The 20916-nt window shown below is 73.9% G+C and carries 26 protein-coding genes; 14 read left to right on the forward strand and 12 right to left on the reverse strand.

Annotated elements, in window-relative coordinates:
- Nucleotides 1-137 precede the first annotated feature (137 nt).
- Together QPK52_RS00620 and QPK52_RS00625 are read left to right on the forward strand one after the other, a co-directional pair.
- Nucleotides 138-359 carry a hypothetical protein gene (locus QPK52_RS00620; protein WP_410534825.1) on the forward strand — a complete coding sequence of 74 codons (222 nt, stop codon included), beginning with the start codon at nt 138-140 and terminating at the stop codon, nt 357-359.
- A gap of 97 nt (nt 360-456) precedes the next feature.
- A complete protein-coding gene (locus tag QPK52_RS00625) occupies nt 457-1449 on the forward strand; it encodes a sporulation protein (protein WP_410534826.1) in 993 nt (330 codons plus the stop codon).
- Between the two features lie 100 nt (nt 1450-1549).
- On the opposite strand, the gene QPK52_RS00630 is transcribed toward QPK52_RS00625, so the two are convergent.
- Together QPK52_RS00630 and QPK52_RS00635 are read right to left on the reverse strand one after the other, a co-directional pair.
- On the reverse strand, nt 1550-2491 hold the full coding sequence (locus QPK52_RS00630) for a M56 family metallopeptidase (RefSeq protein WP_410534827.1): 942 nt from the start codon (nt 2489-2491) through the stop codon (nt 1550-1552).
- Between the two features lie 7 nt (nt 2492-2498).
- Entirely contained in the window at nt 2499-2903 is a 405-nt protein-coding gene (locus QPK52_RS00635) for a BlaI/MecI/CopY family transcriptional regulator (protein WP_410534828.1), read from the reverse strand.
- 181 nt (nt 2904-3084) lie between these two features.
- On the opposite strand from QPK52_RS00635, the gene QPK52_RS00640 reads away from it, so the two are divergent.
- The 3 genes from QPK52_RS00640 (at nt 3085) to QPK52_RS00650 (ending at nt 4349) form a co-directional block, all read left to right on the forward strand.
- Nucleotides 3085-3333: a twin-arginine translocase TatA/TatE family subunit gene (locus QPK52_RS00640; protein ID WP_410534829.1), complete on the forward strand. Its 249-nt coding sequence runs from the start codon at nt 3085-3087 to the stop codon at nt 3331-3333.
- A gap of 214 nt (nt 3334-3547) precedes the next feature.
- Nucleotides 3548-4219 carry a helix-turn-helix domain-containing protein gene (locus QPK52_RS00645; RefSeq protein WP_410534830.1) on the forward strand — a complete coding sequence of 224 codons (672 nt, stop codon included), beginning with the start codon at nt 3548-3550 and terminating at the stop codon, nt 4217-4219.
- Nucleotides 4209-4349 carry a DUF6126 family protein gene (locus tag QPK52_RS00650; RefSeq protein WP_177213957.1) on the forward strand — a complete coding sequence of 47 codons (141 nt, stop codon included), beginning with the start codon at nt 4209-4211 and terminating at the stop codon, nt 4347-4349. The genes QPK52_RS00645 and QPK52_RS00650 overlap by 11 nt, the downstream gene beginning before the upstream one ends.
- Before the next feature lie 104 nt (nt 4350-4453).
- Here the strand turns inward: QPK52_RS00650 and QPK52_RS00655 are convergent, their stop codons facing one another.
- Nucleotides 4454-5263, reverse strand: a complete 810-nt coding sequence (locus QPK52_RS00655) for an ABC transporter permease (protein WP_410534831.1) — start codon at nt 5261-5263, stop codon at nt 4454-4456.
- Nucleotides 5260-6273: an ATP-binding cassette domain-containing protein gene (locus QPK52_RS00660; protein WP_410534832.1), complete on the reverse strand. Its 1014-nt coding sequence runs from the start codon at nt 6271-6273 to the stop codon at nt 5260-5262. Before QPK52_RS00660 ends, QPK52_RS00655 begins: the two co-directional genes overlap by 4 nt.
- Nucleotides 6274-6407: 134 nt before the next feature.
- On the opposite strand from QPK52_RS00660, the gene QPK52_RS00665 reads away from it, so the two are divergent.
- Nucleotides 6408-7028, forward strand: a complete 621-nt coding sequence (locus QPK52_RS00665; protein WP_410534833.1) for an L-threonylcarbamoyladenylate synthase — start codon at nt 6408-6410, stop codon at nt 7026-7028.
- Nucleotides 7029-7158: 130 nt separating this feature from the next.
- On the forward strand, nt 7159-8127 hold the full coding sequence (locus QPK52_RS00670; RefSeq protein WP_410534834.1) for a pyridoxal-phosphate dependent enzyme: 969 nt from the start codon (nt 7159-7161) through the stop codon (nt 8125-8127).
- Nucleotides 8128-8254: 127 nt separating this feature from the next.
- Here the strand turns inward: QPK52_RS00670 and QPK52_RS00675 are convergent, their stop codons facing one another.
- The 5 genes from QPK52_RS00675 to QPK52_RS00695 all read right to left on the reverse strand — a co-directional run bounded on the left by QPK52_RS00675 (nt 8255) and on the right by QPK52_RS00695 (nt 12053).
- On the reverse strand, nt 8255-8899 hold the full coding sequence (locus QPK52_RS00675; protein WP_410534835.1) for a hypothetical protein: 645 nt from the start codon (nt 8897-8899) through the stop codon (nt 8255-8257).
- Between the two features lie 223 nt (nt 8900-9122).
- A complete protein-coding gene (locus tag QPK52_RS00680) occupies nt 9123-9467 on the reverse strand; it encodes an STAS domain-containing protein (RefSeq protein WP_410534836.1) in 345 nt (114 codons plus the stop codon).
- 116 nt (nt 9468-9583) lie between these two features.
- Complete coding sequence (locus tag QPK52_RS00685) at nt 9584-10642, reverse strand: ArsO family NAD(P)H-dependent flavin-containing monooxygenase (protein ID WP_410534837.1); 1059 nt, start codon at nt 10640-10642, stop codon at nt 9584-9586.
- Nucleotides 10639-11742 carry an ACR3 family arsenite efflux transporter gene (gene arsB / locus QPK52_RS00690; protein WP_410534839.1) on the reverse strand — a complete coding sequence of 368 codons (1104 nt, stop codon included), beginning with the start codon at nt 11740-11742 and terminating at the stop codon, nt 10639-10641. The genes QPK52_RS00685 and arsB overlap by 4 nt, the downstream gene beginning before the upstream one ends.
- Entirely contained in the window at nt 11739-12053 is a 315-nt protein-coding gene (locus QPK52_RS00695; RefSeq protein WP_093658086.1) for an ArsR/SmtB family transcription factor, read from the reverse strand. Before QPK52_RS00695 ends, arsB begins: the two co-directional genes overlap by 4 nt.
- Nucleotides 12054-12123: 70 nt before the next feature.
- Here QPK52_RS00695 and QPK52_RS00700 point away from each other — a divergent pair, with 70 nt between their 5' ends.
- Nucleotides 12124-12528, forward strand: coding sequence for an arsenate reductase ArsC (locus QPK52_RS00700; protein WP_410534841.1), 405 nt, complete (start codon nt 12124-12126; stop codon nt 12526-12528).
- Between the two features lie 123 nt (nt 12529-12651).
- Here the strand turns inward: QPK52_RS00700 and QPK52_RS00705 are convergent, their stop codons facing one another.
- Together QPK52_RS00705 and QPK52_RS00710 are read right to left on the reverse strand one after the other, a co-directional pair.
- Nucleotides 12652-12825 (reverse strand): hypothetical protein, encoded by a 174-nt coding sequence (locus QPK52_RS00705; protein ID WP_410534842.1) that lies wholly within the window; start codon nt 12823-12825, stop codon nt 12652-12654.
- A gap of 133 nt (nt 12826-12958) precedes the next feature.
- Complete coding sequence (locus tag QPK52_RS00710; protein WP_410534843.1) at nt 12959-13948, reverse strand: Ppx/GppA family phosphatase; 990 nt, start codon at nt 13946-13948, stop codon at nt 12959-12961.
- A 152-nt stretch (nt 13949-14100) separates the two neighbouring features.
- On the opposite strand from QPK52_RS00710, the gene QPK52_RS00715 reads away from it, so the two are divergent.
- Nucleotides 14101-14517 carry an ATP-binding protein gene (locus tag QPK52_RS00715; protein ID WP_410534844.1) on the forward strand — a complete coding sequence of 139 codons (417 nt, stop codon included), beginning with the start codon at nt 14101-14103 and terminating at the stop codon, nt 14515-14517.
- Between the two features lie 37 nt (nt 14518-14554).
- Here QPK52_RS00715 and QPK52_RS00720 read toward each other — a convergent pair whose 3' ends face one another.
- Nucleotides 14555-16192 (reverse strand): FAD-dependent oxidoreductase, encoded by a 1638-nt coding sequence (locus QPK52_RS00720; protein WP_410534846.1) that lies wholly within the window; start codon nt 16190-16192, stop codon nt 14555-14557.
- A gap of 275 nt (nt 16193-16467) precedes the next feature.
- On the opposite strand from QPK52_RS00720, the gene QPK52_RS00725 reads away from it, so the two are divergent.
- The 5 genes from QPK52_RS00725 to QPK52_RS00745 all read left to right on the forward strand — a co-directional run bounded on the left by QPK52_RS00725 (nt 16468) and on the right by QPK52_RS00745 (nt 20916).
- On the forward strand, nt 16468-17613 hold the full coding sequence (locus tag QPK52_RS00725) for a SchA/CurD-like domain-containing protein (RefSeq protein WP_410534848.1): 1146 nt from the start codon (nt 16468-16470) through the stop codon (nt 17611-17613).
- Between the two features lie 66 nt (nt 17614-17679).
- Nucleotides 17680-18120, forward strand: coding sequence for a cupin domain-containing protein (locus QPK52_RS00730; RefSeq protein WP_093658098.1), 441 nt, complete (start codon nt 17680-17682; stop codon nt 18118-18120).
- Nucleotides 18117-19385 carry a beta-ketoacyl-[acyl-carrier-protein] synthase family protein gene (locus QPK52_RS00735; protein WP_410534850.1) on the forward strand — a complete coding sequence of 423 codons (1269 nt, stop codon included), beginning with the start codon at nt 18117-18119 and terminating at the stop codon, nt 19383-19385. The genes QPK52_RS00730 and QPK52_RS00735 overlap by 4 nt, the downstream gene beginning before the upstream one ends.
- Nucleotides 19382-20650 (forward strand): beta-ketoacyl synthase N-terminal-like domain-containing protein, encoded by a 1269-nt coding sequence (locus tag QPK52_RS00740; protein ID WP_410534851.1) that lies wholly within the window; start codon nt 19382-19384, stop codon nt 20648-20650. Before QPK52_RS00735 ends, QPK52_RS00740 begins: the two co-directional genes overlap by 4 nt.
- The gene (locus QPK52_RS00745) at nt 20647-20916 is read left to right on the forward strand and encodes an acyl carrier protein (protein ID WP_410534852.1); all 270 of its coding nucleotides are present in this window, start codon (nt 20647-20649) and stop codon (nt 20914-20916) included. The genes QPK52_RS00740 and QPK52_RS00745 overlap by 4 nt, the downstream gene beginning before the upstream one ends.

Raw genomic sequence — 20916 nt, forward strand, 5'->3', positions numbered from 1 at the left:
GCGCGGGCCGGCCGGTGTGGTTCCGGCCAGGGGTACTGCGCCCCGCGCCCGGTGGCGCGCGCTCCGGCCCTCGTTCCGCCCGCACCGCGGTCCGCTCCCGCACCTCACTCACACACCGTCAGCCTGGGAGGGCGTACGTGGCTTCGATCGACCTGGACAAGGTGCTGGACAAGGCGTGGGCGGACAAGTCCCTGCCGGAGATACTCCAGGCTCCCGTCTCCGCCCTGAAGGGCGTCTCCGACCGCGACGGCGAGCTGCTGGACCAGGCGTTCGGCGTGAAGACCGTGGCCGACCTGGCCGGGTTGAAGTACGCCCGCTGGGCCCAGGCCCTGGCCGCGCTGGACACCACCGCCAAGTAACCACCGAAGACCGCGTGGCGCCGCGCACGGCGCAGCCCCCGCGCCCCCGCCGCGGCGCCACGCGCCTTCACCCGCACATGTAAAGGAGAACGCCGCGATGGTGTTCAAACGGCTGCTCGGCTCGCTCGGCGTGGGCGGACCCACGGTGGACACGGTCCTGGCACAGGGCCCGGCCCTGCCGGGCGGCCCTCTGTCCGGACAGGTCCATCTCAACGGCGGCAGCACCGATTTCGACATCGAGCACATCACCCTGGAACTGATCGCCCGCGTCGAGACCGAACACGGCGAGGGCGAGTCCGAGGGCGGAATCGTCTTCGACCGCTTCACCGTCGCCGGCGGCTTCCGCCTGGCCCAGGGCGAGGAGCGCACCGTCCCGTTCACCGTGACGCTGCCGTGGGAGACCCCGGTCACCGAGCTGTACGGCCAGCCCCTGGGCGTCGTCCTGGGAGTGCGCACCGAACTGGCCGTGGCCGGCGCGAAGGACAAGGGCGACCTCGATCCGCTGACCGTCGGCCCGCTGCCCGCGCAGGAAGCGATCCTGGAGGCCCTCGGGCAACTGGGGTTCGGCTTCAAATCCGCCGACCTGGAGTACGGCCGCATCCACGGCACCGGCCAGACCCTGCCCTTCTACCAGGAGATCGAACTCACCCCCGCCCCGCAGTACGCGCACGCGGCCACCGAGGTCGAGGTGACCTTCCTCGCCCATCCCGGCGGCATGGAGGTGGTGCTGGAGGCCGACAAACGCGGCGGCCTGTTCGGCGGGGGGCATGACGCCCTCACCCGCTTCACCGTCGGCCACCACGACGTCCGCGACTGGAACACCGAGGTCGACGGCTGGGTCCGGCACCTCCTCGAGCACCACGCAGCACACTCCGCGCACTCCGCGCACAGCGGGTACGGTCACGCCGACCCCTACGGCCACGGCCACGGCGAGCACCACGGCAGCCACCGCTCCGGCCCCGGCATGGGCACCGCCGTCGCCGCGGGCGCGGCCGGACTCGCGGTCGGCGTCGTCGGCGGAATGGTCGCGGCCGAGATCGCCGACGAGATCGGCGACGCCTTCGAAGACGAGACCGACGAGGACGCATAGGGCTGATCCCCGCGCTCCCGGTCCGGGCCGCGGTTGCGCGGCCCGGACTCCTCCCCCGCGCGGGGCGGGCGGTGCCCGTGGAGTCCGCCGCGCCCGTGCCCTACAGCGGGGTGGCCGCCTTCAGCACGAGGAACAGGGTGACGGCGGAGTTCGCCGACGACAGCGCCGAGACGGTCGTCCCCGCCGCGGCCGTCCAGGCCGCCAGCCCGGCCGTGGTGAACACCGGCGGCCAGCTGCGCGCCACCGGAGCGGGCTCCAGCAGGGCCGCCACCCGTCGCGGTACCGGCCCGGCCGCGGCGAAGTGGACCAGTGCCGCACCCGGGGGGTTGCCGCGGGAGACCAGCGCGGCCTTGCCCACCGCCCGGGCCACCGCCCGCCGGCTGCCGACCGCGTCCGCCGCCTCCTCGTCCGCCCACCGCTCCGCCGTGTAGGACACCGCCGTGCGCAGCGGCCGCAGGAAGGGGTTCGCCCGCGCGGCCAGGTGCACCGCCAGCAGGAACCGGTGGTGCCGGCCGGTCAGATGCGCCCGCTCGTGCGCGAACAGCGCCCGCCGCTCCCCGCCCTCCAGGCACGACAGCATCGCCGTGGACACCACCACCCGGCCCCGCCGGCCCCGGTCCGCGGGCAGCGCGTACGCGTACGGCTCACCGTCGGGCAGCACCGTCACCGAACGGCCGCGCGCGCCCTCCAGAGCCCGCACCGCCCGGCGCCGCACCCTGCGGTGCACCCACAGTGTCCGCGCACAGGCCACGACGACCGCCAGCAGTGCGGGGATGGCCGCCCGGCCCGCGACCTCGTCGTACGGGACCGCCTCGCGCACCTCCGGATCCGACCAGCCGTCCGGCAGCGGGTTGCCCGGCAGCTGCGCGGTGCCCACCACCATCAGCAGCGCCAGGCACACCGTGCTGCACACCGCCAGCACCCCGGCCGCCGCCGACAGCAGCACCGTGGCGGTGCGCGGGTGCAGGTGCTGCTCGGCCAGGCGCGCGATCGGCCAGGCCGTCAGCGGCAACACCAGCGGCAGGAAGACGAAGACCCCCACGACCGTCTCATCCCCCCGGCTCTTCGGCCCGCTCCAGCAGCTCCCGCAGCAGCCGCTCGTCCCCCGGCGGCAACGAGGTCACAAAACTCGCCAGCACCGCCTGACGGTCACTCTCCCCGTCCAGCACCCGCCGCATGCGCAGCGCCGCCAGCCCCGCCCCGTCCGCCGTCGGCGACCACACGAACGAACGTCCCGACTTCTCCCGCACCACCGCGCCCTTGGCCAGCAACCGGGTCAGGATGGTGATCACGGTGGTGTACGCCAGATCACCGCCGAGCCGCTCGCGCACCCAGGCGGTGTCCACCGGCCCCGGCGCCTGGCCCAGCGCCGACAGCACCTGTACCTCCAGCTCACCCTGGCCGCGCCGCCGCGCACGGGGCCGCCGGGACCGCCCGGCCTTCTCCTGGTCCACCCTGCCGTCTCCTTCCAGCCATGCCCCCGTCACCCGGCCGGGCCGACCGTACATCGTAGGCGAGCGGTGGCCGGATCGGCACTCGCAGACCTTCTACACTGACGTAGATTCAGAATATCCTCCGCCGACCGCTCCCCGCCGGGGCGCGGACCCCGCTCCGCCTCCGGAAAGGAAGCAACGGATGTTCGGGATCAGCGAGATCGCCATCCTCATCATCGTCGCCGTCGTCGTCTTCGGCGCCAGGAGACTCCCCGGACTGGCCCGCTCCGCGGGCCAGTCCGCCCGCATCCTCAAGAGCGAGGTCAAAGCGATGCGGTCCGAGCGCGCCTCCGGGCAACCCGCTCCGGAACCGCGCGTCATCAGGGCCGGCGACGGTGGAGCGGCGCCCTCCCGCCCCGGAACCCCCTCCGGACCCGAGGCGCCGCGCTGAGGGGCGGACCGAAACGGCCAGGGAGGGGGCCGGAGCACGACAGGGCGACCGCGTACGGCTCCGCGCCGATCCGTGCGGCTGCCCGGGGTCGCGGGGTGGCGCGATCCGCGCCCTCGCGTTGGGATCGGAACGGAAAGCGGGTTTCCTCCCCATTCGGGCTTGCCTCCCAGGCAAGCAACTTGCCCCGCAGACATGACCGTGGCTCAATGAGTGCATGGGCCAAAGAACTCCCGACACGGGCATGGACCTGCCCGGTGTCGCGCCCCGTCTGCGCGCTCTGCGCAGACGGGGCGGTCTCACCCTGGAAGCCGCCGCCGAGCGGCTCGACCTGTCCCCCGCGCACCTGTCCCGCCTGGAGACCGGGCAGCGCCAGCCGTCGCTGCCGCTCCTCCTGGCCCTCGCCCGGACCTACGGGACCACGGTCGCGGACCTGCTGGGCGAGGCGCCGCCCGACAGGGACCCGGTCGTCCGTGCCGGGCAGGTGGAACCGGTCGAGGCCGGCGGCTGGGTCTACCGGCAGGCAGGCGGGTCACGACGGGCCGTGCAGGCGCTGCGCGTGCACATCCCCCCGGACGCCCAGAACGATCTGGTCCGGACCCACGCCGGCGAGGAGTGGCTGTACGTCCTCACCGGCCGCCTCCGCCTCGTCCTGGGAGGGTCCGAGCACCTGCTCGGACCCGGCGACTCGGCCCACTACGACAGCCTGACCCCCCACCGGATCACCGCCGTCCCCCCGGAGGGGGCCGACCTGCTCTTCGTCCACACACTGCTGCAGAGCCACATCGGCGATCTGTGTCTGGGCGGCGGTGACCGGCCGCTCCGGCAAGGCGCCCAGCGGCACACCGACCCGTCGCGATCCCCGGAAGGTGACATCCATGCCGAGTGAAGACACCGGCGTCGAGCGCGGCGACGGCCGCTTCCCCCGCGGGCTCGTCCTCCGCCTGTTCGCCTACATAGTCGCGGGCCACCTCTTCGCGTTCTTCCTCTACCTGCTGTTCACGCTCGGGGGCGAGTAGCCCCTCCCGTCCCTCCCCCGCCCTGTCCCCGCGGCGGCGCCGGTGCACGGCCGTACTCGGCCGTGCACCGGCGCGGGCGGGAAGGGCAGGCCCGGCCCGTCTCCTCAGGCCTTCGCCCGGTACGCCCTCATCGCCAGCGGATAGAAGACCGCCGCTATCCCCGCCGCCCAGACCAGCGACCACAGCAGCGGCCGGCCCACCTCACCACCCAGCAGCAGACCGCGGTACGCGTCCGACAGGTGAGTGACCGGATTGACGTCCGCCCACGCCTGGAGCCAGCCGGGCATGGTGTCGACGACGACGAAGGCACTGCTGGTGAAGGTGATCGGGAAGATCAGGGTGAAGCCGAACGCCTGGACCTTCTCCGCGTCGCCCGCCAGCATGCCGATCAGCACCGCGCACCAGGAGACCGCCGCCGCGAAGACGACGAGCAGCAGCGCGCCCGCCAGGAAGCCGCCGAAGCCGCCGGTGACGCGGAAGCCGAGCGCCAGCCCCAGGCCGATCATCAGGAGCATCGCCCACACGTGCTTGGCCAGGTCGGCGGTGATCCGGCCGATCAGCGGGGCGGAACGGGCTATCGGCAGGCTGCGCAGCCGGTCGAAGACGCCTTTGGTGAGGTCGGTGTTGAGGGCAAGCGCCGTGTAGGTGGTCATGAACAGGGTGTTCTGGACGATGATCCCCGGCAGCGCGTACGTCAGGTAGGCGTCGGGCGACCCGGCCATCTGGCCGCCGAGCACATAGGTGAAGAGGAAGACGAACATGATCGGTGTGATGCTGTAGTCGACGAGTTCCAGCGGGTTGTGCTTGATCGCGACGAGGCTCCGCCACGCCATGGTGGCGGTCTGGCGCAGTCCCGCGCCCGGACGCACCCGGCCGCCGGCCGTGACGGGGGCCTGGGCTGCCGTGGCGGTCATGACGCGCTCACCGTCCTCTCCTCGTCCCGCTCGCCGCTCCGGGCCCTCGCCGCCTCCCGCCGTCCTCCGTCCGGCCCGGCACGGTGGCCGGTCAGCGCCAGGAAGACCTCGTCCAGCGACGAGCGGCGCAGCGTCAGCTCGCCGACCGCGATACCGGCTCCGTCCAGACCGCGGACCACCGCGGGCATCAGCTCCGGTCCGCCGACCGACGCCGTGACCGCGTCCCCCTCGATCCTGGTCTGCGGCCCGGCCGCCCGCGCCACCAGGGAGTGCGCGGCCGCCAGGTCGCGCTCCCGCACCGGCCGCACCTGGAGCACCTGCCCGCCCACCTGCGACTTCAGCTCGTCGGGCGTGCCCTCGGCGATGATCCGGCCCTTGTCCATCACCACGATCCGGTCGGCCAGCAGATCCGCCTCGTTCAGGTACTGCGTGGTCAGCAGCGCGGTCACCCCCTCGGCGACCAGGCCGCGCAGCATGTCCCACAGCTCCCCCCTGCTGCGCGGGTCGAGTCCGGTCGTCGGCTCGTCCAGGAAGAGGATGCTGGGCCGGCCCACCAGGCTCGCCGCCAGGTCCAGCCTGCGCCTCATGCCTCCCGAGAAGGTCTTCACCGCGCGCCCCGAGGCCTCCGTCAGCCCGAAGCGCTCCAGCAGTTCGGCCGCCCGCGCCTTCGCCTCACGCCTCGGTGTCCCCAGCAGCCGTCCGATCAGCAGCAGGTTCTCCGTGCCGGTGAGGTTCTCGTCGACCGCCGCGTACTGGCCGGTCAGGCCGACCAGGGAGCGCACGACCCCCGCCTCCCGCACCACGTCGTGGCCGGCGACCTCGGCCCGCCCCGCGTCCGGCTGGAGCAGGGTGGCGAAGATCCGCACGGCGGTGGTCTTGCCCGCTCCGTTCGGCCCGAGCAGCCCCAGCACCGTCCCGGTGCGGGCCGCCAGGTCCACGCCGTCCAGCGCCAGGGTGTCCTTGAAGCGTTTGGCCAGGCTCTCCGCCTGGATCGCGTACGCGCGTGCCATGGGACTCGCCTCCTCGAACCGAGGTCGCGCTCGGGTGCCGCCTCCGGCCCCCGGCCCGGGAACGGCCCTATGGACAACTGTGACGCACGCCACTGACATTCGCCGCGGTGGCCTGATCGCGTAGGGTCGGCGGGATGGCGAGGTATTTCGACGTGCACCCCGACAACCCCCAGCAGCGCACCATCGGCACCGTGGTGGAGGACATCCGCTCCGGCGCGCTCATCGCGTATCCCACGGACTCCTGCTTCGCGCTGGGGTGCCGGCTGGGCAACCGCGACGGCATCGCCCGGATCAGGTCGATCAGGAACCTCGACGACCGGCACCACTTCACCCTGGTTTGCCGGGACTTCGCGCAGATGAGCCAGTTCGTGCGCATCGACAACGACGTCTTCCGGGCGGTCAAGGCGGCGACGCCCGGCAGCTACACCTTCATCCTTCCCGCGACGAAGGAGGTGCCGCGCCAGCTCCTGCACCCGAAGAAGAAGACGGTCGGGGTCCGGATCCCCGACCACGTCGTCACCCGGGCCCTGCTGGACGAGCTCGGCGAGCCCCTGCTGTCCAGCACCCTGCTCCTGCCCGGCGAGGACGAACCGCTGACGCAGGGCTGGGAGATCAAGGAGCGGCTCGACCACGTGGTCGACGCCGTGCTGGACTCGGGCGACTGCGGCACCGAGCCGACCACGGTCATCGACTTCTCCGGGGGCGAGGCGGAGATCGTACGCCGGGGAGCCGGCGACACCTCGCGGTTCGAGTAGCCGCCCCGGCGTACGCGCACCCGCGTCCGCCGGGGCCTCCCGCCCGTAGACGTCCCGCCCGGGCCGGGGCCGGTTCCGCCGCGTCCGGCGACGGCCCCGCCACACACCCGACACCCGATGGAGCACCGACATGACGAGCACACCTCCGGTCACGCTGGAGGACGTACGCGACGCAGCCGCGCAGATCGAGGGCGTCGCCCACCGCACCCCCGTACTGCGCTCACGCACCCTGGACTCCCTCGTCGGCGCCGAGGTCTTCCTCAAGTGCGAGAACCTCCAGCGCGTCGGAGCCTTCAAGTTCCGCGGCGCCTACAACGCCGCCTCACGCCTGTCGCCCGAGCAGCTGGCCCGCGGCATCGCCGCCTACTCCTCGGGCAACCACGCACAGGCCGTCGCCCTGGCCGCGCGGGAACTGGGCACCACCGCGGTGATCCTGATGCCCGAGGACACCCCGCGCTCCAAGCTGGAGGCCACCGCCGGGTACGGCGCGGAGATCGTCACCTACGACCGCTACACCGGCGACCGGGTCGCCCTCGGCGGGGCGCTGGCGGCCGAGCGCGGGCTGACGCTGATCCCGCCCTACGAGCATCCGCACATCATCGCCGGCCAGGGCACCGCCGCCCTGGAACTGATCGAGGAGGCGGGCGAGCTCGACGCCCTGGTGGCCCCGGTCGGCGGCGGCGGGCTGATCGCCGGCAGCGCCACGGCCGCCAAGGGCCTGCTGCCCGGGGTCCGTGTGATCGGCGTCGAGCCGGAGGCCGGGGACGACACCAGGCGGTCGCTGGAGGCGGGCAGGCGCGTCTCGATCCCCGTGCCGCGCACCATCGCCGACGGTCTGGCCGCGGAGACGCCCGGGGAGCTGACCTTCTCCGTCAACCGCCGACTGGTCGACGAGATCGTCCTGGTCGGCGACGACCGGATCCGCGAGGCGATGCGGCTGGCCTTCGAACGGCTGAAAACGGTCGTCGAGCCCAGCGGCGCCGCCGCCCTGGCGGCCGTGCTCGCCGGGCTTCCGGACCCCCTGCCGTCCCGCATCGGCGTCATCCTCTCCGGCGGCAACATCGGCGCGCAGCGCTTCGCCGAACTCCTGGGGGGCTGATCCGCCCGCGGGCACCGCCCACCGACCACAGCCCACCAACCACAGCCCGCCGCCTTCCGGCCCGGCCGTACGCCGTCCCCGCCCCCGCCGGCAGCCGGTGTACGGCGCACGGCGGGGCCCGGCGGACCTAGTGGCCCGAGTGGTCGTGGCCCCCGCCCTCCGGCGGGCGCAGGGAGGCGCCCGGCACGGCGCCGGAGAACTGCCCGGCCGCGCCGTTCCTGGCCCCCTCGGGCCATACCAGCACCTGGTAGCCGACGGCCACGAGGTCGGGCACGGCCCAGGCGCTCAGTTCCGTCGCGCTCTCGCCGGGTGCCAGTTCACCCTCGAATCCGCCGTCGTCGGCGGCCTTCTGGGCCATGCCGCCGACCTCGGTCCCCACCCACTGGACCTCCACGGCGCCGAGGTCGACAGGGGCGTCGCCGTTGTTGGTGAGCCTCACGCGCAGCCCCAGCGGCTCGCTGTCGCGTCCCAGCAGCTTCTCGCGGGCCCCGGCCAGCCGCTTCCCGTCCACCGTGCCGTCCCGGACGTCCGTACGGTCCGCCGGACGCAGCCGTCCCAGTACCGTCGCCGTCGCCTCCAGGCCGTCCGGCCAGGCGAAGGTCCTCCCGGTCGGTACCGCCGACGGCCCGGCGGACGGCGCTCCGGAGGGGCGCGCGGTTGCCGAGGCGGAGGGGTCGGGGGCGGCCGACGGGGCCGGCTCACCACCCACACCGCATCCGGTGAGGGGCAGGGATAAGGACATCAGAACCGCTGCGAGCACGGTTCGGCGCATGGGGGACTCCAGCGGGCGGCCTCGGGGGACAACGGCGAGGCCGACGGTAGCGTCCCGTCCGCCGCCCCGTAAAGATCGGCGGCCCCGCCCGCACGGGGGGGGGGGAGACACGGGGGGACACGAGGGAAAAGGAGCCTGCCTCGCTCGCTCCGTCCGCCTCGCGGCTCCCCGCGCGTCCTCGCCGGGTGCCGGTGCCGGGTGCCTCCGGACGGGACGCCCGCTGTCACTCCTCGATCACCGCGACCGCGTCCAGGCCGACGGCGTGCAGGGTCCGCCGGACGGTCCGGTCGGCTCCGCGGACGGTCAGCGCGGCGCTCTGCGGCCGTCCGGTGGCCACACGGATCAGGGCGTAGGCGCATGCCAGGTCGATGTGGTCGAGGTCGCCCATCTCCAGCACCACTTCCTGGGCGTCGAGCAGCCGCGGGTCCACCAGCCGCTCCTCCAGTTCGCCGAGCGCTCCGGCGTCCAGCCGGCCGGAGAAGGCGAGTACGGCACGGCGGCGCCCCGCCTCGGTGATCGCCAGGGTCGGGCGGTGCGCCCGTGCGGCGGGTTGCGGCTCGGATGCCACGGCGACCTCCTCCGTGTGTCGGCCGGCGGTGGTTTCGCGCTTGTTTTCGTCCTCTCCCTCCAGCCTCTCACCACTTCCCGCCGCCCCGGCCGCGCGGTGCCGGCCGGGGCCGTGCGTCACCGGACCAGAGCGGCGATCTCGGCAGCGGCGTCGCGGGCGGGGCGGCCGGTGCCGATGAGGGTGGCGGAGGCGGGGCCGGTCCAGTCGCCGTAGCCGAGCAGGTGCAGGCGCGCCTCGTCCAGGGCCCGGGTGCCCTCGGTGCGGATGTGGCCGCGGGCGGTGCGCAGCCGCAGCGGTGCGAGGTGGGACAGGGCGGGGCGGAAGCCGGTGCACCAGATGACGGCGTCCGCACCGGCGGTCGTGCCGTCGGCCCAGGCGACACCGTCGGCGGTGAGGCGGGCGAACATCGGCGACGCCTTGAGCAGACCGGCGTCCCTGGCTTCGCGCACGGGCGGCGCGGCGACGATGTCGCCGAGGGAGGCCACCCCGCCGGTGTCGGCGCGGCCTTCGTCCAGGGCGCGGCGCCGTGCGGTGGCGGCGTCGAACAGGGCGCGGCCGTCGATGTCGTCGGCCAGGAATCTCGGCGGACGAGCGGTCACCCACGTCGCCTCCACGCCGGCCAGTGCCAGGTCGGCGGCGATCTGCGCGCCGGAGTTGCCGCCCCCGACCACGATGACGCGCCGGCCGGCGAACTGTCCGGGGTTGCGGTAGCCGGTGGTGTGCAGCTGCCGTCCGGTGAACGTCTCGCGTCCGGGGACGGCCGGGAGGAAGGGGCGCCACCAGGTACCGGTGGCCGAGACCACGGCCCGCGCCGACCAGGCGCCGGAGCCGGTCTCCACCCGCAGCCGCTCCCCGTCGCGGTGCACGCCGTGGACGCGGACGCCGCGCCGTACGGGCAGGCCGTAGCGCTTCTCGTAGTCGGCGAGGTAGCCGACGACGTGGGCGGCGTCCGGGTAGGTCCGGCCGGGCTGCGCGGGCATGGGCCACCCGGGCAGCGAGGAGTATGCGGCGGGGGAGAACAGGCGCAGGGAGTCCCACATGCGGCGCCAGGCGCCGCCGGGGGCGTCCTGGGCGTCGAGGACGGTGAAGTCCAGGCCCTGGCGGCGCAGGTGGTAGCCGGCGGCGAGCCCTGCCTGGCCGCCGCCGACCACCACCACATCCGTGCGCCGCGTCATGACCCCGGCTGTCCGGTGGTGAACCTCCTGCGCCAGGCGAGGGCGACGTAGACCAGGGCGACGAGGACGGGGACCTCGATGAGGGGGCCGACGACGCCGGCCAGGGCCTGGCCGGAGGTGACGCCGAAGGTGGCGATGGCCACCGCGATGGCCAGCTCGAAGTTGTTGCCCGCGGCCGTGAAGGCCAGGGTGGTGGTGCGCTCGTAGGCCAGGCCGATGGCCTTGCCCAGGGCGAAGGTGCCGAAGAACATGACCGCGAAGTAGACCAGCAGCGGCAGCGCGATGCGGGCGACGTCGAGGGGCTGGGAGGTGATCGTCTTTCCCTGGAGGGCGAAGAGGACGACGATGGTGAACAGCAGCCCGTACAGCGCCCAGGGGCCGATCCTGGGCAGGAAGCGCTGCTCGTAGTCCTCGCGGCCCATCCTCCGCTCGCCGACGCGGCGGGTGAGGAAGCCCGCCAGCAGCGGGACGCCGAGGAAGACTGCGACGTTGGCGGCGATCTCCCAGGCGGAGATGTCCAGGGCGGCCGCGTCGCCCAGGCCGAGCCAGCCGGGCAGCAGGTCGAGGTAGAACCAGCCCAGCAGGCCGAAGGCCAGGACCTGGAAGACGCTGTTGAGGGCGACCAGGACGGCGGCGGCCTCGCGGTCGCCGCAGGCCAGGTCGTTCCAGATGATGACCATGGCGATGCAGCGGGCGAGTCCGACGATGATCAGTCCGGTGCGGTACTCGGGCAGGTCGGGCAGGAAGATCCAGGCCAGGGCGAACATCACGGCCGGGCCGACGATCCAGTTGATCACCAGGGAGGAGACCATCAGGCGGCGGTCGCCGGTGACGGCGTCCAGCCGGTCGTAGCGGACCTTGGCCAGCACCGGGTACATCATGATCAGCAGGCCGAGCGCGATGGGCAGCGAGATGCCGCCGATCTCGACCTTGCTCAGGATGCCGTTCAGGCCGGGGATCAGCCGGCCCAGGCCCAGGCCGGCGGCCATGGCGGCCAGGATCCACACCGCCAGGAACCGGTCCAGGGTGGAGAGGCGGGCGACGATGCCGCCGTCTTCGGGGGGACCGGCCGGTCTGGTGGTCTCTTCGGCGGTGGTCACGGACAGGCCCTTCTCGTCTCGGCGGCGCGGGTGGTGCGGGCGGTGCGGGCCAGCTCCGTGAAGGAGCGGCCCAGGTGCTCGATGACGTCCGGGCGCAGCCGGTAGTAGGTGTACCGGCCGCACGGTTCGGTCTCCACGACCCCGGCCTCGCGCAGGACGCGCAGGTGGTTGGAGAGGTTGGTCTGCTTGGCCCCGGTCTCGGCGACCAGGTGGGTGGTGCACAGGGTCTCGGTGGCCAGCAGGGTCACGATGCGCATCCTGAGCGGATCGGCGAGCACCCGGATCAGGTCAGTGTCGACTGACGTCAGCATGCGCTGATACTGTCACATCAGCCGGGGGTGATGCCACCCGGCCCCCCGACGAGCCGAAGGAAGACCCGTGATGCCCGACAAGCCGTCCGTGCTGTTCGTCTGCGTCCACAACGCCGGCCGCTCCCAGATGGCCGCCGCCTGGCTGACACACCTGGCCGGCGACCGCGTGGAGGTCCGCTCCGCCGGGTCCGCACCGGCCGACGAGGTCAACCCGGCCGCCGTCGAGGCCATGCGCGAGGTCGGCGTCGACATGTCGGCCGAGGTGCCCAAGGTGCTCACCACCGAGGCCGTCCAGGCGTCCGACTACGTCATCACCATGGGCTGCGGCGACACCTGCCCGGTCTTCCCCGGCAAGAAGTACCTGGACTGGAAGCTGGAGGACCCGGCCGGGCAGGGCGTGGAGGCCGTACGCCCCATCCGCGACGAGATCCGCAGGCGGATCGAGGCCCTGATCGCCGAGATCGACGCGCCCTGAGTCCGCCGCGATCCACGGCCGGGGGCCGGTGCTCCCCGCGGGAGGCACCGGCCCTCGGCTCACGCGTCCGCCGGGAGCGCGACGGCACACGCCGCCGGCGCCGCCGGTACGGCCGTGCCCGCGTCAGCGGCTCCGGCGGACGGATCGTCCGCCGCCGATCCCCGCCACGTGGAGAGCCAGCGAGCCCAGTCCCAGGAGCATGAGGTTGGTCGACGAGAAGAGTTCGTTCGTCGCCAACCCCGCGACGTTGACCAGGAATGCGAGGAAGAACAGCACCGCCGCCACTATGCCGAGCATGAGGCCTCCCTTGTCCGTGTGGTGCCAACCGTCTGCCCCGTGGGACCGGCCGGACACCGGCCCTCCAACCTTCTGCGCCCCCAACGCCGTTGACCGTCCGTACGCCGTGCCGCGGCGGTCGTACGGGGCCGGGTCAGGGCGCCGGCACCGTGCCGGACGGGTCCCTGCGGCGCACGTCCGCCGGGGCCTCGTGCCACAGCGGGGCCTGCTCCCGGATCTGCCTGAGCATCACTCCCTCGCGCAGTCCCCACGGGGAGAGCGTGACGGTCTCGATCTCCATGCACCGCATGGCCGTGTGCGCTATCACGGCTCCGGCCAGGGACTGCCGGGCGCGGGCGGCGGAGATGCCGGGCAACTCCGCGCGGGCGGCCGCGGGCAGGGAGGCCAGCCGCTCCACGGCCGCCTTGAGGTCCCCGCGCTCGATGCGGCGCGTGACGAAGGGCCCCAGCTTCCCCGGAGGGGCCCCGCACAGGCGGGCCAGCTGCTGGAAGGTGCGCGAGACGGCCACGGCGGTACGTGGGCGCTCCCAGTGGATCCGGACCGCCACGTCCCGCAGTTCGTGGCGTACACGGCGTCTCAGCTCCCTGATCGCGCCGGCCGGCGGAGGGTCCGCCTCCCCGAAGTACTCGCGCGTCATCCGCCCCGCGCCCAGCGGAAGCGAGGCAACGAAACCGGGCGTCCTGTCCCGGCCGAAGGCCACCTCCAGCGAGCCGCCGCCGATGTCCAGCAGCACCATCGGGCCGGCCTGCCAGCCCATCCACTGCCGGGCCGCCAGGAACGACAACTCCCCTTCCGTCACACCCGACATGACGTACAGGGGCACCCCTGTCCCGCTGTGTACGGCCTCCAGGACCTGGTGGCGGTTGGGTGCGTCCCGGATGACCGCGGTGGCGAAGGCGAAGGGCTGCTCCACCCCCCAGCGGGCGGACTCCTCCCTCACCTCGGCGACCGCGGCCACCACGGCGTCCACCGCCCGCTCTCCGAGCCGTCCGTCCGGTTCCACGTACTCGGCCAGCCTCAGGCGCCGCTTCGCCGTGTGCACCGGCAGCGGTATGTCACCGCCGCAGTCGGCCACCACGAGCCGCACCGTCTTGGATCCCACGTCCACAACCGCCAAACGCATGGAGGGCTCGTGCCCCCCGGCGCCGCGCGGCATGCCACCTCTCCCCGGACACGGGCACAGACCGGCCATCTCCCGCCGGTGCGGCGGGGCCGCGCCATTGCACCGGCCCACCGGGGGTAGAAGTCCGGCTGTGAGCAGGGAGGTGGACCGTCGTGTGCGAGTCGTCGCTGCGGGCCGTGGGATGGGCGCGGTCACTGCCGGTTTCCAGCGGGGTGAAGGCCGCACGGGAGTGGGCGCGTGGTCATCTGGAGTCGCTGGGGTGGACGGAATCCGCCCCGGAGACGGTGGACGCGGTGCTGCTGACCGTCTCGGAACTGGTGACCAACGCGCACGTGCACGCGCACAGCGCCGCCCAGTTGGTGCTGACGTGGGACAACCGGTGCCTGCACGTCAGCGTGCACGACTCCTCCGCCGACCTCCCCGCGCCCCGCTCCCCCAGCACCGAGCGGACGTCGGGACGCGGCATGTTCCTGGTCGACGCCCTGGCAGACGAGTGGGAGGCCCGCCCCTGCACGGACGGCAAGACCGTCACCGCCTGCTTCCGCCCGTCCGGGGAGTCCGCCGGGTGAGTACCGCGGACCCGGCGGACCCCCCGGACGGAGGCCGTCAGTCCAGCGCCAGCACCGCCGAGACGGCCCGGCGCAGCGCCGCCTCCGGGTCCGGGACCGGACCGGCCGAACGCCACGCCACGAACCCGTCGGGGCGCACCAGCACCGCGCCGCCGGGTTCCGTGCCGTGGACCCGCGCCCAGTCCGCGCCGTCCTCGGGTACGAGATCGGCGTCCGCTCCGGCGCCGATCCGGTACGCCACCAGCGGCACGGACAGCTTCTCGGCGACCCGGCCGGCCGCCTCGTGCCATCCGGCCGCCGCGCCGGCTCCGGCCAGGAGGACCGGGGAGCGCTCGTACAGGTCCAGGGTGGAGATCCGCTCCCCCGCGCGGCGCAGCCACATGTGGGGCGCCCGGCTGCCCGGTTCGCCCGTCAGCCGCAGCTCCTGGGGGACGGGCGGCGCCTCGGGGTCGGTGCCCACGACGGCGCCGCGCGGATAGCGGTAGCCCAGGACCACGCCGAGGATGCCGCCTGCGCGTCCGCCGCCCGCCCCGGGCACGGGGACGTAACCGGGGTGGCTGTGCTCCACGGAGCGCGCCGAGGCGCGTGCGCTGGTGGCCTGCGCCACGGGGCGGCGTTCGGTGTCGTACGTCTCCAGCAGGCCCGGGCCCGCCCAGCCGCCGAGTATGGCGGCCAGCTTCCAGGCCAGGTTGTGCGCGTCCTGGATGCCGGTGTTGGAGCCGAACGCGCCCGTGGGGGGCATCTCGTGGGCCGAGTCGCCGGCCAGGAGGACCCGGCCGGCCGCGTACCGCCGCGCGACCCGTTCCGCCGCGTGCCACGGGGCCCTGCCGGTGACCTCCACGTCGAGGTCGGCGACTCCGACCGCGCGGCGGATGTGCTGTGCGCACCGCTCGTCGGTGAACTCCTCGAGCGTCTCGCCCCGTTCGGGGTGCCAGGGGGCGTGGAAGACCCACCGCTCCCGGTTGTCGACCGGCAGCAGGGCCCCGTCGGCGCCCGGGGTGGTCAGGTAGCAGACGATGAAGCGGCGCTCGCCCACCACCTCGGCGAGCCGGCGGGAGCGGAAGGTGACACTGACGTTGTGGAACAGGTCGCCGGGTCCGCTGTGCCCGATGCCGAGGCTCTCGCGCACCGGGCTGCGCGGGCCGTCCGCCGCCACCAGGTAGTCGGCGCGGACCGTGGTGCGCTCCCCGGTCCCCCGGTTCACGACCACGGCCGTGACCCCGTCCGGGCCGGAGTCGAACGACGTCAGCTCGGTGGAGAAGCGCAGGTCGCCGCCGAGTTCCCGGGCACGCTCCAGCAGGACCGGCTCCAGGTCGTTCTGACTGCACAGACACCATGAGCTGGGGCTGAACCGGGCCAGCCCGCCGCCCGGGTCGATCTCCCGGAACAGCCACTCGCCCGCCTCGCCGACCAGGGTGGGCGTCTGCAGGATCCCGTGGTTGCCAGCCAGGACCGACGCCGCCCGCCTGATCGCCGGTTCGGCGCCCGCGACCCGGAACAACTCCATCGTCCGCACGTTGTTGCCGCGTCCGCGCGGGTGGATCGAGGTTCCCGCGTGCCGTTCCACCAGGGTGTGCCGCACCCCGAGGCGGCCCAGGAACAGCGAGGCGGACAGACCCGTCAGGGAACCGCCGACGATGAGGACCGGGACCCTGAGGTCGGCTTCTCGGCTCATCACTCTCCTCCAGCTCATCGTGTCCGCCGGCGCGCGCCTGTGCGGCCGGGCTGGAGATCAATGCCCCGGTCCGGGATGCAGTGCCCACACTTCACCCGGTTGATCATCATTGCTTGCGGTATCGGATGGCTCGTCACATGATCGGTGTGCGCGGCGGTTGACGCCTGGTCACGGCGCATCGCGAGCGCTCTCCGTTCCCCCCCGTTTCCCGTTCCCCTCGTTCCCCCCGTACGAGAACCCCCAGGGAGAGGTATGCCGAAGAAGAGGTATGTCGGATGACGGCCCCGGCCCCCACACCCCAGGCCTCCGGCCGTGTCTCCCAGTCGGCCTTCGACGGCTCCAGACTCCGGGTCATCCTGCTGCTCGACATCCACGACGGAGCCCAGCAGGAGTTCCTCGACGCCTACGAGCACATGCGCAACCAGGTGGCGTCCGTGCCCGGCCACCTCAGCGACCAGCTCTGCCAGTCCATCGAGAACCCGTCCCAGTGGCTCATCACCAGCGAGTGGGAGAGCGCACCGCCCTTCCTCGCCTGGGTCAACAGCGAGGAGCACCTGGAGACGGTCAGACCGCTGCACAGCTGTGTCCGGGACACCCGGTCGCTGCGCTTCAGCGTCCTGCGGGAGACCTTCGGCGGCGGCGCCGGGGCGGCCGCCCCGGCCGGGAGCGGACTGCAGAGCGCTCCCCGGCTGGGCGACGGCGTGGTGCGCCACGCCCTGACCTTCACGGTCAGGCCCGGCAGCGAGTCCAAGGTCGCCGAGATCCTCGCCGGTTACGAATCCCCCGAGGCACGGGTGGACGACACCACCCGGCTGTGCCGCACCTCCCTGTTCATGCACGGCAACCGGGTCGTACGCGCCATCGAGGTGCGCGGCGACCTGCTCGCCGCGCTGCGCCACGTCGCCCGCCAGCCCGAGGTGCGCGCGGTGGAGGAAGCCCTCAACCCCCATCTGGAGCAGGACCGCGACCTCGACGACCCGCAGTCCGCGCGGGCGTTCTTCACCCGGGCCGCACTGCCCGCCGTACACCACGTGGCGTCCTGCGGGCCGCGGTCGCCGCGGGTGCGGCGGCACGCGCTGTACTACCCGGCCAGGCCGGGCCGCGGCATGGAGCTGGCACGGCTGCTCTCCCGGCAGGACGAGATCGCCGCGGACGACCCGCACGGCCCGGTCCGCGCCGCCACCGTCTTCCAGCGCGACGACGTCGTCGTCCGGCTGGTCGAGGTGGAGGGCGAGCCCGACGCCGCCCCCGCCCGGGTCCTCGGCCTGGGGAAACCCGGGAGCGCCGCCGAGGCCGCCCGTCTGCTCGACGCCGAGGCGCTCGGACTCGACGGCCCCCCGGCCGGCGAGCGCGACCTCCTGCGCCTGCTGTCGCACGCCGGGATGCGGCTGGTCACCGACCGCACCGCACCGGGCTCCTGACCCCGTCGGCCGCTCCGCCGGCCGGTACACCCGCGCAACACCGCCCCCTCCACGGAGTGACCGACCATGACCAAGCAGTTCCCACGCATCGTCGACCTCGGCGAGATCGAGCCCAACCGCAGGCGCGGAGGCGATCTGCGCGCCATGCTCACGCCCGCAACCGTGGGCTCCACCAGCGGTTTCATGGGGCTGGCCATCGTGCAGCCCGGCGACCGCATCGGCGAGCACTACCACCCGTACTCCGAGGAGTTCGTGTACGTCGTCAGCGGCTCCCTCGAAGTGGACCTGGACGGGGAGCCCCATCCGCTCTCCCCCGACCAGGGGCTGATGATCCCCGCCTACATGCGCCACCGGTTCCGCAACGTCGGGGACACCGAGGCCCGCCTCGTCTTCCACCTCGGGCCGCTGGCCCCCCGGCCCGAGCTCGGCCACGTCGACACCGAGGAGACCTCCCCCGCCCGGGCGGCCGGCGACCGGGCGGCGCAGCCCACCGGAGCGTCCTCGTGACGCGACGCGTGGCCGTCACCGGCCTGGGCGTGGTGGCGCCGGGCGGGATCGGCGCGGAGGCCTTCTGGGACCTCCTGGCGAACGGTCGCACCGCGACCCGGGGCATCACCCTCTTCGATCCCGCGGGCCTGCGCTCGCGGATCGCCGCGGAGTGCGACTTCGACCCCCTCGCGCACGGCCTGACGGTGGAGCAGACCGAACGCTGCGACCGCTACGTGCAGTTCGCGCTGGTCGCCGCGGCGGAGGCGGTCCGCGACGCCGGGCTGGAGACGGAGCGGGAGGACCCCTGGCGCCTGGGCGTGAGCCTGGGCACCGCGGTCGGCGGCACCACCCGCCTGGAGCACGACTACGTCCTGGTCAGCGAGCGCGGTTCGCGCTGGGACGTCGACCACCGGCGGGCCGGGCCGCATCTGCACCGCGCGTTCTCGCCCAGCACGCTCGCCTCGGCGGTCGCCGAGGAGTTCGGCGCCCGCGGCCCGGTGCAGACCGTCTCCACCGGCTGCACCTCCGGGCTGGACGCCGTCGGGTACGCATTCCACGCCATCGGGGAGGGCCGCATGGACGTCTGCCTCGCCGGTGCGGCGGACTCCCCGATCTCGCCGATCAGCATGGCCTGCTTCGACGCCATCAAGGCCACCTCCCCGAACAACGACGACCCCGCCCACGCGTCCCGGCCGTTCGACGCCGACCGCGACGGCTTCGTCATGGGAGAGGGCGGCGCGGTGCTGGTGCTGGAGGAGCTGGAGCACGCCCGGGCCCGCGGCGCGCGCGTGTACTGCGAGGTCACCGGCTACGCCACCTACGGCAACGCCTACCACATGACCGGGCTGACCGGTGAGGGCCTGGAGATGGCACGGGCCATCGACACCGCCCTGGACCACGCCCGCCTGGACGGCACGGACGTCGACTACGTCAACGCGCACGGCTCGGGCACCCGGCAGAACGACCGCCACGAGACCGCGGCGGTCAAACGCTCCCTGGGCGCCCACGCCTACGGCACGCCCATGAGTTCGATCAAGTCCATGGTGGGCCACTCCCTCGGCGCCATCGGCTCCATCGAGGTCGCCGCCTGTGTCCTGGCCCTGGACCGCCAGGTGGTGCCGCCCACCGCGAACTACGAGACCCCGGACCCCGAGTGCGACCTGGACTACGTGCCGCGCGCGGCGCGTGAGCGGAGGCTGCGGAACGTGCTGTCGGTGGGCAGCGGCTTCGGCGGCTTCCAGTCCGCGGTGGTGCTGAGCGGGCCGGGCGGGAGGACACCATGAACCCGCCAGGCACCCGGCGCGCGGTCGTCACCGGCATCGGAGTCGTGGCGCCGGGCGGGATCGGCGCGGAGGCCTTCTGGAAGTCGGCCGCCGAGGGCCACACCCTCCTGGACCGCATCACCCGGGAGGGTTGCGGTCATCTGCCGCTGAAGGTCGCGGGGGAGGTCCGCGGCTTCGATCCGGCCGCCTTGATCGAGGGCAGTCACCTCGTCCAGACCGACCGGTTCACCCACTTCGCGATGGCCGCCGCCTCGCTCGCCCTGGAGGACGCCCGGCTCGGCCGCGCCGACGTCGGCTCACCGTACTCGGTCGGCGTGGTCACCGCCGCCGGCTCCGGCGGCGGCGAGTTCGGCCAGCGCGAGCTGCAGAAGCTGTGGGGGCGGGGATCCCGCCACGTCGGTCCGTACCAGTCCATCGCCTGGTTCTACGCGGCCAGCACCGGCCAGATCTCCATCCGCGGCGGCTTCAAGGGGCCCTGCGGCGTGGTGGCCGCCGACGAGCCGGGCGGTCTGGACGCCCTGGCGCACGCCGCCCGCGCCGTGGCGCGCGGCACCGGCACCGTCGTCGCCGGTGCGGCCGAGGCGCCGCTGGCCCCGTACTCGATGGTCTGCCAGCTGGGCTACCCCGAGCTCAGCACCGAGGGCGACCCCGAGCGCGCCTACCGCCCCTTCACCGCCGGCGCCCGCGGCTTCGTGCCCGCCGAGGGCGGGGCGATGCTCGTGCTGGAGGAGGAGTGCGCGGCCCTCGACCGCGGGGCCGAGCCCCGGGCGACGGTGGCCGGCCACGCGGCCACCTTCACCGGGGCGTCCCGCCGGGAGGAGTCCCGCGAAGGGCTGGCCCGGGCGATCGGCGCCGCGCTGGCCGAGGCCGGCTGCGCGCCCGGGGAGGTGGACGTCGTGTTCGCCGACGCCCTCGGTACGCCCGAGGCGGACCGGGCCGAGGCCCTGGCGATCACCGACGCCCTGGGCCCGCACGGCCGGCGCGTACCCGTCACCGCGCCGAAGGCGGGCACCGGCCGCGCCTACTGCGGGGCTCCCGTGCTGGACGCCGCGGCGGCCGTGCTCGCCATGGAGCACGGCCTGGTGCCCCCCACCCCCAACGTCTTCGACGTCTGCCACGACCTGGACCTGGTGACCGGGCGGGCGCGCTCCGCGGAGCTGCGCACCGCCCTGGTCCTCAGCCGGGGCCTGATGGGCTCGAACGCGGCGCTCGTGCTGCGGCGCGGCGCCGGACACCCCACCGACCGAAGGAGTGCATCCGCATGACCGACCAGATGACGGGCCAGGTGACCGTCGAGGAACTGGCCGCGCTGATGAAGCAGACGGCGGGCGTCGCCGTGGACCCCGATGACCTGCGGCAGCGGGCCGGTTCCGGTTTCGACGCCTTCGGCCTCGACTCGCTCGGGCTGCTGGGCGTCGTGGGCGAGCTGGAGAAGCGCTACGGCAGGGACATGCCGGAGCGGGCCGAGCAGTGCAGGACTCCCCGCGAGTTCCTCGGCTTCGTCAACGGCGTCCTGACGGCGGAGGCGTGA

Origin of the sequence: Streptomyces sp. KL2, from assembly GCF_046529545.1 — a bacterium.
GTDB classification, from domain to species: Bacteria; Actinomycetota; Actinomycetes; order Streptomycetales; family Streptomycetaceae; genus Streptomyces; species Streptomyces radiopugnans.